Annotated in this window: 17 protein-coding genes and 1 pseudogene; 8 read left to right on the forward strand and 10 right to left on the reverse strand. The window is 63.7% G+C overall.

Features of this window, described 5'->3' with window-relative positions; genetic code table 11:
* The first annotated feature begins 12 nt into the window (after nt 1-12).
* The 3 genes from ACFV3I_RS13000 to ACFV3I_RS13010 all read left to right on the forward strand — a co-directional run bounded on the left by ACFV3I_RS13000 (nt 13) and on the right by ACFV3I_RS13010 (nt 1,898).
* Nucleotides 13-336, forward strand: coding sequence for a hypothetical protein (locus tag ACFV3I_RS13000; RefSeq protein WP_378823063.1), 324 nt, complete (start codon nt 13-15; stop codon nt 334-336).
* A gap of 189 nt (nt 337-525) precedes the next feature.
* Nucleotides 526-840 carry a hypothetical protein gene (locus ACFV3I_RS13005; RefSeq protein ID WP_378823065.1) on the forward strand — a complete coding sequence of 105 codons (315 nt, stop codon included), beginning with the start codon at nt 526-528 and terminating at the stop codon, nt 838-840.
* Between the two features lie 50 nt (nt 841-890).
* Nucleotides 891-1,898 (forward strand): tyrosine-type recombinase/integrase, encoded by a 1,008-nt coding sequence (locus tag ACFV3I_RS13010; RefSeq protein WP_378823067.1) that lies wholly within the window; start codon nt 891-893, stop codon nt 1,896-1,898.
* 499 nt (nt 1,899-2,397) lie between these two features.
* Here the strand turns inward: ACFV3I_RS13010 and ACFV3I_RS13015 are convergent, their stop codons facing one another.
* From ACFV3I_RS13015 to ACFV3I_RS13030, 4 genes are read right to left on the reverse strand one after another with little or no spacing between them, the layout of a single operon-like run.
* A complete protein-coding gene (locus tag ACFV3I_RS13015; protein WP_378823069.1) occupies nt 2,398-3,132 on the reverse strand; it encodes a hypothetical protein in 735 nt (244 codons plus the stop codon).
* A gap of 2 nt (nt 3,133-3,134) precedes the next feature.
* Entirely contained in the window at nt 3,135-4,001 is an 867-nt protein-coding gene (locus ACFV3I_RS13020; RefSeq protein ID WP_378823070.1) for a DUF5677 domain-containing protein, read from the reverse strand.
* A gap of 1 nt (nt 4,002) precedes the next feature.
* Complete coding sequence (locus ACFV3I_RS13025; RefSeq protein ID WP_378823072.1) at nt 4,003-6,666, reverse strand: DEAD/DEAH box helicase; 2,664 nt, start codon at nt 6,664-6,666, stop codon at nt 4,003-4,005.
* The gene (locus ACFV3I_RS13030; RefSeq protein WP_378823074.1) at nt 6,663-7,658 is read right to left on the reverse strand and encodes a DUF1837 domain-containing protein; all 996 of its coding nucleotides are present in this window, start codon (nt 7,656-7,658) and stop codon (nt 6,663-6,665) included. Before ACFV3I_RS13030 ends, ACFV3I_RS13025 begins: the two co-directional genes overlap by 4 nt.
* A 301-nt stretch (nt 7,659-7,959) precedes the next feature.
* On the opposite strand from ACFV3I_RS13030, the gene ACFV3I_RS13035 reads away from it, so the two are divergent.
* The gene (locus tag ACFV3I_RS13035; protein WP_378823076.1) at nt 7,960-8,637 is read left to right on the forward strand and encodes a DCL family protein; all 678 of its coding nucleotides are present in this window, start codon (nt 7,960-7,962) and stop codon (nt 8,635-8,637) included.
* Nucleotides 8,638-8,702: 65 nt separating this feature from the next.
* Nucleotides 8,703-9,272, forward strand: a complete 570-nt coding sequence (locus ACFV3I_RS13040) for a hypothetical protein (protein WP_378823078.1) — start codon at nt 8,703-8,705, stop codon at nt 9,270-9,272.
* 146 nt (nt 9,273-9,418) lie between these two features.
* On the opposite strand, the gene ACFV3I_RS13045 is transcribed toward ACFV3I_RS13040, so the two are convergent.
* Nucleotides 9,419-9,679: a DUF3892 domain-containing protein gene (locus ACFV3I_RS13045; RefSeq protein WP_378823080.1), complete on the reverse strand. Its 261-nt coding sequence runs from the start codon at nt 9,677-9,679 to the stop codon at nt 9,419-9,421.
* Nucleotides 9,680-9,863: 184 nt separating this feature from the next.
* On the opposite strand from ACFV3I_RS13045, the gene ACFV3I_RS13050 reads away from it, so the two are divergent.
* Nucleotides 9,864-10,412: a hypothetical protein gene (locus ACFV3I_RS13050; protein ID WP_378823082.1), complete on the forward strand. Its 549-nt coding sequence runs from the start codon at nt 9,864-9,866 to the stop codon at nt 10,410-10,412.
* 207 nt (nt 10,413-10,619) lie between these two features.
* Here the strand turns inward: ACFV3I_RS13050 and ACFV3I_RS13055 are convergent, their stop codons facing one another.
* A complete protein-coding gene (locus ACFV3I_RS13055) occupies nt 10,620-11,561 on the reverse strand; it encodes a GlxA family transcriptional regulator (RefSeq protein ID WP_378823084.1) in 942 nt (313 codons plus the stop codon).
* A gap of 107 nt (nt 11,562-11,668) precedes the next feature.
* Here ACFV3I_RS13055 and ACFV3I_RS13060 point away from each other — a divergent pair, with 107 nt between their 5' ends.
* Together ACFV3I_RS13060 and ACFV3I_RS13065 are read left to right on the forward strand one after the other, a co-directional pair.
* Nucleotides 11,669-11,980 (forward strand): putative quinol monooxygenase, encoded by a 312-nt coding sequence (locus ACFV3I_RS13060; protein WP_378823086.1) that lies wholly within the window; start codon nt 11,669-11,671, stop codon nt 11,978-11,980.
* A 765-nt stretch (nt 11,981-12,745) separates the two neighbouring features.
* Nucleotides 12,746-13,017, forward strand: a pseudogene (locus ACFV3I_RS13065) (ISL3 family transposase); the annotation flags it as partial.
* A gap of 124 nt (nt 13,018-13,141) precedes the next feature.
* Here ACFV3I_RS13065 and ACFV3I_RS13070 read toward each other — a convergent pair.
* The 4 genes from ACFV3I_RS13070 to ACFV3I_RS13085 all read right to left on the reverse strand — a co-directional run bounded on the left by ACFV3I_RS13070 (nt 13,142) and on the right by ACFV3I_RS13085 (nt 16,451).
* Complete coding sequence (locus ACFV3I_RS13070) at nt 13,142-14,272, reverse strand: NAD(P)/FAD-dependent oxidoreductase (protein ID WP_378823088.1); 1,131 nt, start codon at nt 14,270-14,272, stop codon at nt 13,142-13,144.
* 142 nt (nt 14,273-14,414) lie between these two features.
* Complete coding sequence (locus ACFV3I_RS13075; protein WP_378823089.1) at nt 14,415-14,717, reverse strand: putative quinol monooxygenase; 303 nt, start codon at nt 14,715-14,717, stop codon at nt 14,415-14,417.
* Nucleotides 14,714-15,283 carry a type 1 glutamine amidotransferase domain-containing protein gene (locus ACFV3I_RS13080; protein WP_378823091.1) on the reverse strand — a complete coding sequence of 190 codons (570 nt, stop codon included), beginning with the start codon at nt 15,281-15,283 and terminating at the stop codon, nt 14,714-14,716. The genes ACFV3I_RS13075 and ACFV3I_RS13080 overlap by 4 nt, the downstream gene beginning before the upstream one ends.
* A 1-nt stretch (nt 15,284) precedes the next feature.
* Nucleotides 15,285-16,451, reverse strand: coding sequence for a glutathione-independent formaldehyde dehydrogenase (locus tag ACFV3I_RS13085; RefSeq protein ID WP_378823093.1), 1,167 nt, complete (start codon nt 16,449-16,451; stop codon nt 15,285-15,287).
* Nucleotides 16,452-16,658: the final 207 nt, after the last annotated feature.

The raw sequence follows: 16,658 nt of genomic DNA on the forward strand, positions 1-16,658 counted from the left end.
TACACTCGGGGCGTGGCCAAGAACCTGCTCCCTATGGACGCCCTAATTGCCGGATACCTTCACGAGGCGGTCCAGGATGCGGGCATTACCTACCGCAAGCTCGCCGCAGCCACGGGAATGTCGATCAACCGGATCGGGATCATTCTTCGCCAGGAGTCGCCGCCTGCAACGCTAGGCGAGATCGGCATGATCGGGTCCGCGGTCGGCCTTACCGCATCGGAACTCGTCGAGCGAGCCGAGAACGTCGTACGCACCAGACAGGACTACGACCTGGTCGCTAACGACTCGATCAACGAGTTCCCCGAAGGCGACGACGCGGATTACGACCACGCGTGACACCAGCCCTGTCGATCACGCATTGCAACTAACGACCGCCACCATGCCCGATCGAGGGGGTTACGCATGGACGTCTGGAATCTAGCTGCCGACATGGGGCTAACCGTCCGGGAGCGGCGAGGCGCACACCGAAGCGGCTACGCTCCCGACTCGAACCACATCGACCTAACCCCTGGAATGCGGGGGCGCGTGCTCCGCGGCGTCATGTGCCATGAGATCGCGCATCACGTCCTCGGGCACCGCCCGACGGATTTCGGCCTGATCCGCAAACGCCAGGAGGCCGCCGCGAACGCGTGGGCGGCGCAAGCGCTCATAACGCCAGCGGCTTACGCCGAGGCCGAGCATCACTACGGGGGTCACGTAACCTCGATGGCGATCGCGCTAAGCGTGCCCGATGAGCTCGTGGTCGTCTTCCGAAGCCTGTTGCTTCGCACGGAAGGCGCCGTGTACGTCGACCCGCGCATGGGCGCAGGGCAGTTCGCGCACCGCATCGAGGTCGGATAGTGGCGAAGGCCTGGATCTCGGACCGATGGGTGAAGGACGCGACGGTCACAATGCCCGACGGTTCCGCCACGAAGATCAGCCCGACAAGTGCACAGATGAAGTCGCTCAAGACGCTTCCCGACCACTTCCGCACCGCGAAATTCGGCAAGGGCTCGCGCTGGGAGGCTGGGTGGTACGACCCCGACGGTGTCCAGAAGAAGCGCCTGTTCGCTCGGCGCACGGATGCCGAGTCGTTCATCGCAAGCATCGAAGACGACATCCGGTCCGACCGATACATCGATCCTTCGGCGCGTGAGCGCACCTTCGCCGCAGCTGCTGAGGCATGGCTATCGTCGAAGAACCGGATCAAGGACTCGAGCTGGCGGCGCTACAGGCGGGAGCTCGACAACTACGTCTTGCCGCGGTGGGGATCTCGCGCCGTCGGCAGCATCACCCGCCCGCAGATCGACGAGTGGATCTCGCAGCTACGGACCGGCACGGCCGTGTTCGAGTTCGACAAGAACAACCACCTGACCGGCGCTGGTCGGAAGCCGGTCGCGATGAGCGCCGCCTACCTGCGCCACGTGGTTGGCTCCACATTCGGCGGCGCACTGCGCTATGCGGTCGCCGAGCAATGGATCGGACGCAACCCGCTCGCGAAGGTCGAGTTCCCCCGCGACGAGGGGGACATCGAGAACGACCTGCCGTCGCTGTCCTACGTGCAGCTCGACAATTTATCCGCGGCCGTGGTGTCGATCACTCATCGCCCGAGCGACGGCGTGCTGTTCGACATGCTCGCGCACAGCGGCCCTCGAATCGGGGAAGCGACCGCGCTCAAGATCAAGGACCTCGATCTCGACCACAAGCGCGCGCGCATCCACCGCACGTGGACGACCGATCGCGCCGGCCTGCGGAAGCTCGGCCCGGTGAAAACGTGGGAGAAGCGCTGGCTCCCCCTCGCGGACTTCGTCGTCGAGGGGCTGCGCGCGATCGTCATCGGACGCGACCCCGAGGACTTCGTCTTCGTCGAGCGCCGCCGCGCCGCGGCTCTCGGCCGCGGCCAGCTTCGCGCGATCTAGCCGGGTCGCGGATTCCCATGTGAGACGCATGTGAGACGGGCGTGTCCCGGACGCTTGGCGGGAATGAAGAAAGCCCCGGAGTTCCGCGTCTTTCTGCGGTTCTCCGGGGCTTCTCGGTGGGCTGTTGGCACAACTACTCACTGCGCCGATCAGCGCCCCGCTGCCTTCCTGTCTTTCCTGTTTCCGCGTCTGTATTTTCCTGCGACGAGCATGAGCGGATCAGATGAGGCAGGGTTCGCCTTCGGCACCGACGCGGATCCCCCCTCTGGTTGGCGCGACTCCCACGGCGCGTCAACATCGACTCGCCGTCTCTGTCAACGCACTCGCTGGCGGGTCAGCGCCGCGCCATGAACCTCGCGTAGCGGCGTGACCACACACGCTGCTTCGTCGCCGCACTTGCCGCGATCAACGCCCGGATCCGACGACGTCAGCCCACCCCAACTATCAGTCGGCACGGCGGAGGTTTCCCTCGGGAGGTCTTCGGCGAGCGTGTCTCAGTTCAATCCCAGAGCTTGATCCTGAAAAACCCGCCCTGAGGGGTGTCATGAAAGTCGAATCCAAGCTCGTCAGCCCATGTCTGCAGGTGCAACGCCATCTCGCGGACGACCTCGTCGGTGGCTGCGATGTTCACCTCGACGGTCATCGGGATCTCTTCCAGAAGCTCCAGGTACCGGTCCCGCCACGGTTCGATGGCTTCACCCCAACCGGGCAGCGCAGCAATGTCGCTGGGCAGGGCGCGGAAGCCATCTTCGGCTCGAAGCGCCGCCGCTAGGTAAGCAAGGGTCTTCCAGAGAATGTGCAGAGCATTGAAGGTGACGAGCATGCCGCGCTGGAAATAGTCGGGGTCACTTCTGGGGATGGCTGGGAGTTCGGTCGCCAGCGTGTTCTGCCATGCCTCGATTGATGCCTCGACGTTGCTCGCGGACTGCTCGACTTCGTGTCCCGTGATCTGCGAGCCGAGGTACTCGGCTAGGTGCTCCTCAATCTGTTCGCTCGCCATCGAGATGAAGTTCATCGCGGCATACCCGAACTCCTCCCGGTGATGGAGATCGAACGGCTCATCTCCGATGTGAAAAATGCTGGCGTGGACCGCCTCGTGCGCCGCGAGATGCCGAATTCGCTGGGACTGCTCGGCAGTTTCTTCCGCATCTTGGCCCGGAAGGAGCCAGAGAACCGGGATCAGGATGTCAACGAAGCCATCGGCGTCCGGTGGCATCGTCTTCGCCGCAACCATGCCTACCGCTCGTGCTCGTCGTCGACGTCACGCAGAAGCGCCACGAGTGCGCGACCACGCTCATCGAAGCCCTCCGCTAAGGGCGCGCCCAGGAACACGCGACTGTAGTCACCCAGCGTGATCAGCGACAGGAGCGCCATAGACAGAAGCGGCTGCGGACGAAAGCGCTGAGGTCGCATCTCGATCTCGAAACCACCAGCCACCTCATCGAGATGGTTCTTGTAGATGTCAGCGAAGGTGCCATGCACCGCGCCAGATCCGGTTCTATACGCGGCGTAGGCGGTGGGACCGAGCGTCTCGAGGCGCACCTGGGCGTTTGGCCACCCGTTGTTCCGCCGAGACGGGATATCTTCTTCGCGCACCCCGGCCGCTGCAAGGGTTTCAGCGATTGAGCGATTGATCCGCTCCTCTATGGGGAGCATGACACTACCACGCTGCGTGACTTGTTCGCGCACATCCTTCAGGAACTCACGCTCGGCGATGAGGCTGTCCATGACGTAGGACGTGTATCTACTCCCGTCGCCCGGATCAGCGAGAAGATACGTCACTGTGGATACCGAGTCCATGAACTCACGACTCACCGCGATCTGTTGATCGCCGCCGTGCCCATCGGCAATCTGCCGAATCAGACACGTAGTGAGCTTCGCCATGCGTGCGTAGTGACCAACAATGATGGCGTGGTCACGCAGAAGTCCACCTGTTTGGCCCTCCGCGCGGATGCCAGCCACCGCGATCAGCAGCATCGACGCTTGCTTCAGCAGTTCGAAGCCTTCGCGCACGAAAGGGTCCTCTTCTGTGGCCTGCCTGAGCTCATCGAAGTTGACGACGTGGAGTTCCGGAAGTATCGACGGGTCATATTCGGTGTGCATGTCAGCTCGCAACCTCGACGTCAACCTTCACCATGATGTTCTGAACCTCATCCCGGGCCTCGTCGGATAGCTCGGCACTGGCGAGAACTTTCTCGTAGTCGAAGCCGTCTAGTTCATCCGAGGACGAGAACGAGAACGCGTCGAAATGGTCCGTCAGCAGCTCTGTCGCTACGGTTCGGCCGAAGCCAACCTCCTGCAGCTGGATGGCGCGTTGGTCCGCTGTACCGTACTCGACGAGCGTCGCGACGTTGATCCCAGATGCGTCATGACCGAGCGCCATGACACTGACGTCGAAGAAATTCTGAAGGTAGCCAATAATGCGGAACCGCAAGCCGCCTTCGATGTCGCGGAGCGTCCACTCGATGATGAGATTGATGTGCTTCGCAGACTTTCGGTCAAACGGCTCGCGTACGAGGCTCTCCTCCAACGTGTAATCACGGTAGGTGATCCACCCGTTGCGCGAGTAGTAGGCGACTGAGCTCGAAATGACTCGACTGATCGGATCGCCCCTCACCCACCCCCGCATAAGTAGGGCCCAGTAGTAAAGACGCCGATCCCAGCCATCTGCATTAGCATTCTTCGGCATGAGCGGGTCGGTACCTGCGACCTCGGTTGTGCGCCAGCCGTATAGCCCACTCAAGCGGCGAAGGACGTTGAGGAACGTCTCAACATCGTTGAGGTCGGCGTCGTCCGCAACAAGCGGTTCCGCGGCACCTGAGGTGAGTTCTGCCCAAACCTTGTCCTGGTACTCCGGCAAGATGTTCGGCGATCTTCGCAGCACGTCAGGCGGAACAACCACGGATGCAGCCGCCTTTTTCAGGATGTCGCGGCCGCCTTGCACTTTGTCGAGGAAGTAGCTGCGCAGTGGTGTCTGCTGGTTGTCGATTTGATGCAAGGTCAGGATCGATGCATACTGCTCGACGCTTCGCTGGTGGTCCGCAGAGGGCTTTCCCGGGAGCGCTTCGCCGCGAAGAATCCGCGCAATGTCGGTGTACTCCTTCTTGCGATTGTTGGGCGGGCTCACGAGGAAACTTTCGGCCCTCGCCGGTTCGGCGCGAGGGATGAGCGACCGTGTTGTGTCCGCCCATCGATTCACCTCCTCACGGACGCAAACGACGTTCCCGGAGAAGTCGAAGGTGAGGCGGCCAGCACGCCCGGCGAGGTTCTCAAAGTCGATCTTGGTGAACGAGCTGTTTCCGTGCTTGTCGCTCAGCACGAAGATGTTCTTCGCCGGTAGATTGACGCCTTCGAGGAGCGTCGACGTGCAGACCACAAACTGGATCGGCGAATCTGGATCGGAGAAGGCCTCTTCAACTCGCTCGCGCACCTCCTGCGGCATCTTGCCGTGGTGGAAGGCGACGCCTCTGCTGAGGGCACTTCCTAGGAAGTAGTCCTTGTGCACATACTCGCGGACGTGTTTGATCAGCTCGTCCACTTTGTCGCTGGTCACGGTGGGGCGCTTCGCAGCGAGACGCATCGCGAACTCAGCAGACTTCAGCGACCCGTTGATGTAGATGATTGCTTTGCGCTCGCCACTGCGAGTGAGCACCAGGTCGACCACGTTGGTCTCGGTCGGCGCCTGAACCATTTCCTGTGGGGCGGTGTTGAGCCCAGAGAAGTAGTACTGCTTCTTTGCGACGAGGTCGACGAAGTAGCGCTGCTGCGCCACGGTGCGTTCGCGCACCGTAAGGGCGCCGTTCGTGGCTTTGCCGAACAGCTCGAGGAATAGCTCCGGGTTCTCAATGCTCGGCGATGCGAACACGAGCTTTGTCGCGAAGCGCCGCGTTGCTTCAACGATGGCGTGGTAGTACAGCGAGCTTCGGGCATCGTTGGTCGCGATGACCCTCTGCGCCTCATCAACAACGAGGTAGTCAATCTCTCGCACCGGGTTGGCGAGGTAGCGCAACAAGCGCTCGGGAGTCAGCACGAAGATCGTGCGCCGATATTTCTGGCGCAGCAGCTTCGGGAGAGACGGGTAGGTCGCCACGTTGACCTCGGGCACCTCGGCGAGGAGGTTCCGAAGGTCTGCCGCTGTCTGCCCGATGAGTGCCTTGGTCGGAACGAGCACGACGACGCAGTGGTCGTTGAGATCGTCGCGTCGAACGATGTCGTACAGCGCATCCTTGATGATGAAGGACTTGCCGAGCGAGGTGGGTCCGGAGAAGCTGAAGTAGTCTTCACCGCGCATCTTCTCGGTGATTGCGTACTGCGTGTCCGTCAGGATGGCGTCGCCTTTACTGGTGCGCTGCAGGACTTCTTTCGCGATGCGCAGCGTGCCCCGCGACAGCGGAAGGGCGTAGCGGCTCCCGACCCCCTTCTGGAGGGTACTGATTCCAGGGAAATTGCCTAGTTGCGCCAAGACCGCCTCGGCAATTGCCAGCACTCGGTCGCTGAGCTCGTCGCCGAGTCCGACTGCAGCGTCGTACTCGCGGAGGAGCGCGATGGTCGTGTAGGCCAGTTCACGATGACCTGCGTCTCTGGAGTGCGACAGCACGTCGGCGTAGCGGAGCAGGTGCTTCGCCTCGGTCGCGTCGAGCAGAACGGACGCGTCGCTCGACAGGAAAGAGCTGGCGACAGCTCCCTCGAGCTTGCCATACACCGCACGAAAGTCCGGGCGAGCGACGATCATCTCGCTGAGCACGTCGGCAGCGGTACGCTCGGTCACTTTGTCACCTGCTTTTTGGGAGGACGGAGATTCTTGCCGCTTAGCTCCGAGGCCAGATCAATACGAACATCTTCAATGCCGCGCACCGTGCCGTTGACGTTCCGCTTCAGGAACGGCACGGCGTAGATATGGAACTGGTAGCCGCCGAGACCCCGTTTCTGGATCTCAGACTTTACGGTGTCAATCTGATCCGTGATCGCCGTCAGCGCTATTGCCCGTAGGTGTTCTTCGATCTGGGTGGCGGTGTATTCGGCGAATGGATACTCCGTCACGTCGAGTTCAAAACCGATGAAGACACCGAAGGCGTTGGACTTGGTGATCTGCACACCACCGGAGGCCGGCGGGAGCAAGATCGTCGCCAGCAGCTCGACCTTCGCCGGGTCGAGGCTTTCCTTGAGCAGTTCGGACTCGACGAGCCAGGTGTCAAAGTCGAAGTCATCTTCCTGAACCTTGCCCATTGAGGTGAACGCTGCCTTGATACCCCGCTCCACGCTCGCCCCGACAACTCCAGCGTCACCGTACATCTTGGACTCGCCGAAAATCAGCTGATAGTCCCCTTCGGCGACCTCGAGCAGGTGTACGCCGTCCGTGCCGTGGACATAGTGCTCCGGAGAGGTCTTGAGTTCCATCTTCGAGAGTATCTTTGGCGCCCCTAGATGCCCCTCGAGGAACGAGTACAGCAGTAGCTCACCGCCCTCACCGGCGTTCGGATCCGGTGCTTTGAACTGCATCTGAGTCTTGCGAAAGAACTCGCCCATGCGGCTCAGATCGCTGGTGAGCTTCTCAAGGTTTTGCCTCGACAAGACATAACTGATGCTGTTGTTCACTAGCTCTTTGAACAGCGGCTTGATGGCGAAGTCTCCACCATCAACACGAAGAACATGAAGGTGCAGGACAGTCTTCGCATGGATGTCGAACCGCTCGGGCTCGTAGAAGAGCGCCAGGAAGCGATCTCGGTTCATAAGCGAGAGCGGGAGCGCCGGATCACTCACAGACACTTCTCCCTGCGCGAGGCGCGGGAAGTGTCCCGTCCGCCTCTAAGCAACGACGATGCGGGAAGTCATGACCGAACATGTCTCCAAAGTAGTGGGATATCGGCGGCTCCCGCGACCCACAGCGACCACCGAAGGAGATGCGACATCGTCGCGGCCACGACCGGTTCGAATCCAGAAAACATGGTCGCCTGGCGCATCGATACGTCGGTCCTAACGGACAAGTCATCCAGCGGCATCCCTGTGTGCGCTACGGTATCGCCAGCGCATCTGGCGCGCTGCCGACAGATCGGGGACTGAGTTGGCGATTCCTTTTGTACTCCCGTCGCGGACGTTCGCTTCACGCACCGCAGCGAAGAACTACATCCGAGACGAGATACTGCACGCCTATGACGTAGGCGAGCGGATTCCCACGGGAACGCATCACCAGATCCTCTCCGAGGTGCTTGAGTTGCACTCAGACGCGACAGAGAAGATCGGTCCCGGAATCGACCATTTCTACATCGAGGCGACGTGGCGTCTGCCCGGGAAGGAAGCGGTGGGGCGTAATCAGCGCGCCATCATCGTCGTTCGCACCGATGGTGAGCAACGGGACTGGAGCTATCACCACGTGATTGACAGCCCGACGAAGGCCGCGAATGTCAAGAGCGCGCTTGCTTTCGCCCTAGACAGCGGACGCCTCGCACGGAGAGATATCGACTTCGCCGCGGGTGAGGTACGTTGCGCTGTCTCGGGAGAGGTGATTCCCCAGAAGCATCAAGCCGATACCCGGCACTTGAACCCGACATGGCATGAACTCACTAGCGGGTTCGTCGGGCAGCATGGCGGGTGGGACGAAATTGAAACTCACAGCGGGAACGGTGGGGTGTTTGTCGGGCGGGACATTGAAGACGTTGTGCTCCGCGATGCATGGCTGGAGTATTACCGCGTCAACGCGAATCCGGTTTACGTGAAGAACGAGCAGCCTGCGCGGATGTAGCGCTCGGGTTGAGCGGAGGTCCAACCGAGAATCGCCAGCGAGAAAACGGCCGATAGGCTCGCGGCATGACAATGGTCGAGCCTCCCCCACTGGACCCCCTGACCGGTGACGAGCGGCTACTCGGAGTCAACGCATCGGTCGCTGACTTCTGGCGGTTCGCGTTGCCCGACGTGACGACGAACAATGTTCGTGGTTGGCTGGCCGAGTACCTCGTCTGGCGAGCCACCGGCGTGGAGCGGCCGGTGCGCGTCGAGTGGGATGCGTTCGATGTTCTGTGGGGGGATATCCGCATTGAGGTGAAGTCCAGCGCACTCGTGCAGCGGTGGGCGCAGCGCCAGCCGTCCACGCTCGCGTTCTCAGGTCTCCGCGGAAAGCTCCTCGACCCTGAGACGAACACCTACGCCGCCGAGTCGACCTACAACGCCGACGTTTACGTTCTCGCCGCGAATCTCGCCGGGCGAGAGCAGTTCAACCAACTCGACATCGGGAATTGGCGATTCGCCGTGCTTTCGCGCGTTGCGCTCGAGGCGACCGGGCAGTCAACTCTCACCTGGGTGCGAGCGCAACAGCTCGCTACCGCGGTCGTCGGTTACTACGAACTCGCAGCGGCGATTCAAGAAGCTTCCGAGGGATAGCGCTGGGTTCCGCGGGTCAGCGGAACACCGTGTCGAACTACCCAGCACGACAGCGGTTCGCTGGGATGGCGGGCCCCCACCCGCCGCCCTCCCAGCGAACCCGCGACACGAGATCAACTCGGTCGCGCCCCGTCCGGACCTGTCCCCTACAGGTTCGGCATGTCGTCGAGGTTGTTCCGAGTGGTGGAGTCCCGGTCGGTGCGCAAGTACTTGCCCGTGGCGCCCTGAACAACGCGAACCTCGGTCCGCTTCTCCGGCCACTGCACGAAGTACGTGTGCGCCCGGGACTCGATGTCACGGATCGCATCGGCCGTCGGCCTCGGCGACCAGTACTGGCCCGGGTAGCCGACGGCGGTGATGTTCCCGCGGGTGTCCTTGCGGCTATGCGTGATGCGGCGATCTGCCATGCTCTGTCCTCCTGACAGGTGAGTAGTGCTGCTGAGATGCCACCGGCTGGCGACCTCACGAGCCGATGATCGACCCGCAGCACCGACGATAGGGAGAACGTCGACAGCATTGCGCAGAAGCATTGATAAGGGCGCTTATCAACTAGATTTAAGGAACGACCGTAGTCTTCGCTAGCTTGTATCCATGACCACCGCCGCCGCACTCGAGAACGAGGACATGCCACCTCGCATACTCGTGTCGATGCAGGGCATTGCGGACCTCGCACACGTCCGGTGCCCCGTTGTGTCGATGTGGCGGCGTCGCTTCCGCGAAGGGCAGGATGCGTTTCCAGAACCGACTCCCGGCGACGGTCCGGGGTTGATGTTCGATGCGTCGGAGGTTGCTCGGTGGCTGGAAGCCACGGGGCATGGCAACAACGTCGACGCAAGCGCCGACGCCGCCGCTGTGGCCACGCCCGCCGGCCTGATGTTCTCCGACCCCGCGCACGTCGAGGAGCTCGAGGCTCTTGTCGTCCTTCAAGCTCACCTCGGGCCGCTCAGAGGGCGTTTGGGTAGCGCCCTCCTCGAAGCCGCGATGCAAGTAGATCCCGAGGACCTATCTATGCGGACAGAGGTCGAAGGAGGTTCCTACGCCATCCATCCGAAAGACCTCGACGTGTCCGACGCTACCCCGCCGGCCGGCTTCGGCCGCCCTGACCTGACCACCTTCGCGTCTTATCCCAATCGACTCTGATCGGGTCTGCTGATGCTCTCGACGAGAACGCAGCGACATCACAGCCACCCAACCCCGACCGTCCGGGAAGTCGGGACACGTCACATGGCCTGTGCTGCGGGCGTGTCGAGTGGGTCGTCCAGGGGGCGACGCAGGAGCGTCGACGCGACGTGCTGAGAGGTGGTTCCAGTCGAGCACTAGCACACCGGCTACAGGCATGGCGATAGGTCAGGAACGGCGTCGCTCCCTGCGCAGGAGGGAGCGCAGAGTCTCGGCGTTCGCGTAGCCGACCCGTAGCGCGATCTCGGCGGAGGTGAGGTCCGTGGTTGCTGAGAGGTGCCGAGCTCGTTCGATGCGAAGCCGTTGGACGAAGCCGAGCGGAGTGAGGTTGAGCGCCGCACGGACTCGTCGTTCGAGGGTGCGCCGGCTGGTGCCGAGCGACTGCGCGACGAAGGCGACGTTGAACGGTTCGTCCAGGCGGGCGCGCACGAAGCGTTCGAACTCGACGACGATCGGGTCCTCGTGCCGGAGATGTTCGTAGGCGACGAAGGCCGCCTGCGACGGGCGCTCGTCGATGAGGAGGAGCTTGGCGACATGTTGGGCTAGGTCGGGGCTGATCGATCGCACGAGTGAGAGCGCGAGGTCGATGTGGGCGAATGCGGCGCCTGCGGTGACGAGGTTCCCGTCGACCACGACCATGGTGTCGAGATCGAGGGCGACGGTCGGATAGCGCTTCAGGAACTCCGGCCCCAGGAACCAGCTGGTCGTCGCCCGCCGATGATGCATCCGTCCGGTCTCGGCGACGGCGAACACGCCGGTGCACGCCGCGGCGATCCGTGTGGTCGCCTCGTCGAGGCGCCCGAGCGAGGCGATGACCGAACGAACATCTCGGCTCTGGAGGGCGTCGTTGGTAGCCGCGGCCGTAAGGGTTCCAAGCGCAGGGACGACGACCACGTCGAACTCTCCGGACTCCGACAGCGGGTGGTCCACCGACAGGGTCATCGATGCCGTCGTGGTCACTCGCCGTTTCGGTCCGAGGATGGCGAGTTCGATCGGGTCGATCCGCGGGTCGACATCGCCGCGGGCTCCGTCGGCCACCCGCACGATGTCGATGATCGACGCGATAGCCGAACCGAAGCAGCCGTCGATCGCGATCAGTCCAATACGCATGACGTAAACAATAGCAATACTGCCGTATACGCCACTCCTAACCGGCCCTCGCTCGTCATACGCTGAACTCGTCCCACGAAGAACCCCGAGCTCAAGGAGAGTCCCTCATGTCCACACCCGCATCACTTCCGTATGCCTTCCTCGCCAAGATCGTCGCGACCGATGGACAGCACGACGCGCTCGCCGATCTGCTCGCCGGCGCTGTCGCACTCGCCAACGAAGAAGTAGGAACAATTGTCTGGTTCGCGGTCAGGACCCACGCCGACACCTTCTGGATCTTCGATGCATTCCCCGACGAGGCCGCTCGCGACGCCCACGCCAACGGCGCCATCGTCGCAGCCCTGATGGCCAACCAGCACCTTCTCAGCGAAGCACCCGAGATCCTGGCGGCCGACGTCCTCGCGTCCAAGCTCCCGTAGTCCGCCAACGCACGAGACGATCGAGCCCCGTCGAGCCGTCGGACCCGACCGCCTCGACACCCGTACCACGTTGACGGCCCCCGACGGGCCGATCCCGGGGAGGCCAGGCAACACCAGGCGCAAGCCTGGAGCGGCACTGGTTCACCGGTGGTCATCGAGAGAGCAAGCGCGGTTCCATGGCAGCGCAACTGTGGCAACCTGCCCTCCCGTCCCACTAGGCGCTGTGGGCGGGTCTTGGCTGCGATCCGTGGCCGTGACGGGAGACGCGTTGCGCGTCGCAGCGATGACGGGTCGTTGGTGTTCCGGGGCCGTTGCGTTCGTGCGCGCCGCGCGTGCGGCGTGGAGCATCTCGCTGCGCACACAACGATCACTGCGCCGACGCACCGTTGACACCTCGCACGTCCAGGTCGCGACACAACACCCCGCCGCGTTGCCAAGCGGAGCGAGGCCTACCGGCGCACGGACAGGATGCCGGCCGCGAGCGCTCAGCCGGCGAGGGGTCCGTCGCAGAGGAGAGCGACGTCGGTGTCGGGCAGAGCCGTGAGGCCAGCGTATCGCGCGACCACCAGAACCGAACAGCCCCTGTCCTGCGTTTCCGCAGGTCAGGGGCTGTTCGCCGGAACCGCCTGTCGGAATCGAACCGACGACCTGATCAGGCTCATCCCAGATGAGGGTGTAGTTGGCGTCGGCGTGGCGGTCCCGGGATAGACGTCGCGGTCTCCCGAGGATGAAGGTTCCCACACGCTGCATCCGAGAGACCTCGACTTGTCTGACGCTACCGCCGGCGAGCGCTCTGGCGCGTTCGCCCGCCCTGACCTGACCTGACCACGTTCTGCCGCCTCGATGAGCTCGACCTCGTCGTGACCGATCAACGCCTCGAGCCCGCGCGATCGGTGCTCGCCTGCCGGGTCCTGACCCCTGATGAGTGGTGCCGACGCTGCGGCGCCGAGGGCGCTGCTCGGGACACGGTCATCCGTCGACTCGCGCACGAGCCGCTGGGGTGGCGACCCACCGTCCTTGAGGTCGCGGTGCGTCGTCGCGGACAAAGGTGTCCGTGCTTCCGCGGGCTACCTCACCGCCGCACTGCACGCAGCCCCCAACGTGACCCCATCGTGACGAGTCCAGAATTGCGGGTCCCCCCCGGCGATTGGGAGACACGCCCTAGCTCTGGGCCTCGCCGAGGCGCGCTTCGTGCGTGAGCTCGGCGCGGAGACCGCCGCCGGTCGCAGCCCGGGCAAGAGCGCGACCCAGCGCAGGTGCCTGCTTGAACAAATTGTGACCGGCCACAAAAAGGACGGAGCCTGCCTCCCACACGGCCACGCCGTCCTCACTCCACGGGAGATCGGTCACCCAGCAGTGAAGGAAGTCGCGCGGCTCCGGGTGGAGACCGGGCAGCGCCCGTGTCACGTACTCGCGTGCGCGTTCATCCAGCGATCGAATCGCCGCCGGGTCGATGAAAGTTCCGTCGTCGCGGACGCCGACGGTGTCGCTGAGCCCGACCGAATAGCTGCTGTTGCCCGGTAGCGGCGTCGCGTAGACGCCGACTTCGCCGAATACGCCGCTGCTGTCCTGCAGGCACGCGACTCGTGCCGGGGCGGCGGCTTTCACGTCGAAGGTCAGCCTGACGTGAGCGGCAAGGCGAACCGGCAGCGACAGGCCGACGCTGCGTGCCAGGCGGGCGGTTTCGCGGCCGGCGCACACGACCACCTTGGAGTAAACAGCCCGATCGGTGACGCTGCGCACCTCGACCCTCCCGTCGCCGCGGGGATCGATGGAGATGACCTCACCGGTGGTGACAGCATCTGCGAGGGCACCCGTGAGTGCCGTGATCGCGGCGCGGGTGCGGATCGCGCCGCCCGACTCGTCGAGCACCGCTGGCCCCGAGTACCCAGCAAGCAGCGGCATCCGCTGGGCGACCTCGGCCGCATCGATCTCGTGCGCTTTCACGCCGCCGACCTGGTCGAGCACCCGCAGCCGCGCCAGGGCGCTGTCTCCGATCGCCAGGACACCGTCTGATGAGACCAGTTCGACGTCGAAGTGTTCGGACCACTCATCCCAGACGCCGCGGCTTTCGCGCGCGAAAGCGACGAGTCGCGGGTCGTCGTGGGCATGCCGGAAGATCCGCGACTCGCCTGCGGACTGACCCGTCCCGGGCACACCAGCCTCGTACAAGCGCACCGGTACGCCCTGCTCCCGCAGCGCGTACGCCGTCGACAGACCGACGATCCCGGCCCCGATCACTGCTACCTCGGGTGAACGCGTCGTGGCAACGCCGTCGTCAGTTCCTGTCATCGCGGTTCCCCGATCTGTTGGTGATTAGCGGTAGGACGGCAAGGGAAGGGGCCGCTGCCACGACGTCAGCGGGCTGTGCAAGCCCGAAGCCACCGCGCGCAACGACCCCTCCTTTCTGGGCCAGTACTCCCGGTCTGTGGTGTCAGGCGGGGAGTTTGGAGCCCAGGACGTCGAGCTTCTCGATCGTCGGCTCGCTGAACAGGTTGCCCGTCTGCTCGCCGAGAGCGGTCGCAACTGCGCCGGACAGGTGCGCGTCGCGGCCGGCGTCATCGGGGAACACATCGAAGATCCCGAATGAGGACGGGCCGAGACGGATCGCGAACCACGCGGCGGTCGCCTGCTCGTCCTCAACAAGCGCACGGCCGCTGTCAAGGAACTCCTTCACGTCGTCCTCCTTCCCGGGCAACGCCTCGAACCTGACCAGCAATCCCTTGGTCACACTCATGACTTCTCCTCTTTCTTTGTCGTGGTGCCCACGAGTTGGGACACTATCGCTTCGGAGAACGCAGGCAGGTCGTCGGGCGAGCGGCTGGTGATCAGGTTCCCGTCCACCACGACGTCCTGGTCGACGACGTCCGCACCGGCGTTGCGCAGGTCCGTTCGGATGCTCGGGAAGGACGTCAAGGTGCGACCTTCGACCACGCCGGCCTCGATCAACGTCCACGGCCCGTGACAGATCGCGGCAACGGGCTTGCCAGTTTCGACGAACTCGCGGACGAAGGAGACCGCGTCGGGGTCAACCCGGAGTTGGTCGGGGTTCACCGTGCCGCCGGGAAGCAGCAGGGCGTCGAAGTCGCCCACCGAGGCGTCGGCGACCAACCCGTCGACGGTGAACGTGCCCGCTTCATCCAGGTCGTTCTCACGGGCCTTGATCTCGCCGTCGTGGATCGAAAGGACCTCGGTCTGAGCGCCGGCCCGTTCCAGTGCTTCGCGGGGTTGCTCGAGCTCAACGCGCTCGACCCCGTCGGCGGCGAGGATCGCGACCCTCTTGCCCTGAAGATCTGCTGCCATCTCAGTTTTCCTTCTTTCCGTTTGACATGCCGGGCTTGATGAGGACCTTGGTCCAACCCTTGGACCGGGCGTCGAAGTTCTTGTAGGCATCGGCAGCCTGGTCCAGCGAGATTTCGTGGGAGACGATCCAGGAAGGAGTCGCCTTGCCGGCCGCGATCAAGTCTCGTAGCCGGCGGTTGTACCGCTTGACCGGGGCCTGACCGCTTCCCATGGTCTGCCCCTTGAACCAATGTGTGCCGAAGTCGATGGCCGCCTTGCCCTGCTTGGCCAATTCGCCCTCGGCCCCCGGGTCCTGGGGGACGAACACGCCGACGGTGCCAATCCCTCCGGTGAAGCGGACCGAGTTGATGAGCATGTTCAAGGTGGCGGCGGTGTCCTCGTTGCCCTGCGGATCGTGGGCCTGGTAGCCCACGCATTCGCAACCACGGTCAGCTCCGAGCCCCATCGTCTCGTCCAGCACAGCCTGCACGGGGTCGACCTTGGAGTCGTCGATAGCAATAGCGCCGATCTGCTCGGCCAGCGCGAGCCGGTCAGGGTGGCGATCTACCACCATCACCTTTGCGGCACCCTTGATCGTCGCGGACAGGGCGGCCATCAGCCCGACCGGACCCGCCCCGGCGATCACGACGCTGTCACCGGGGATCACGCCGGCCATCTCGGTGGCGTGGTAGCCGGTGGGGAAGATGTCGGAGAGCATGACGTAGTCGTTCTCCTTCTCCTCGGCATCCTCGCCCAGGCGAAGAGCGTTGTGATCACCGAAAGGCACCCGGAGCAATTCTGCCTGGCCACCGCCGTAGGGACCCATGTCGGCGAACCCATAGGCCGCACCGGCGAGTGATGGGTCGGGCTGAGTGGTGAGGCAGTAGTTGGTCAGGCCGCGTTCGCAGTTCTTGCAGAACCCGCACGAGATGTTGAACGGGAGCACAACCCGGTCTCCGACCCTGACCTTCTCCACGCCACTACCGACCTCGATGACCTCCCCCATGTTCTCGTGGCCGAACGTCCGGCCTACCTCGAAGGAGGTCCGCCCCTCGTACATGTGGAGGTCCGAGCCGCAGATATTCGTCGTCGTCACCCTGACCAGGACATCGGTGGGCCGCTCGATCTTCGCGTCCGGGACCTCCTTCGTGCTGATCTGACGGGGTCCCTCGTACACCACTGCTTTCATGTCTACTCCGATCTGATGGTGTTGCTCGGTAGCCTTCTGGCCTTGATAGCTTCCTGGCAGGGACTTGACAATGCAGCCCTTCGCGAGTTAGCGGACGCCCTCAGGAACCACGTGTCAAGGGGCTCGCTTTGCGTTGATGTGTGTAGCGATCGAGCTGGGATAGTGAACGGGTCCGCTGCTTGATCCCAGGGCATACGCTCTGTACAC

It is taken from the genome of Microbacterium sp. NPDC059771 (assembly GCF_042732495.1).
Classification (GTDB): Bacteria; Actinomycetota; Actinomycetes; order Actinomycetales; family Microbacteriaceae; genus Microbacterium; species Microbacterium sufflavum.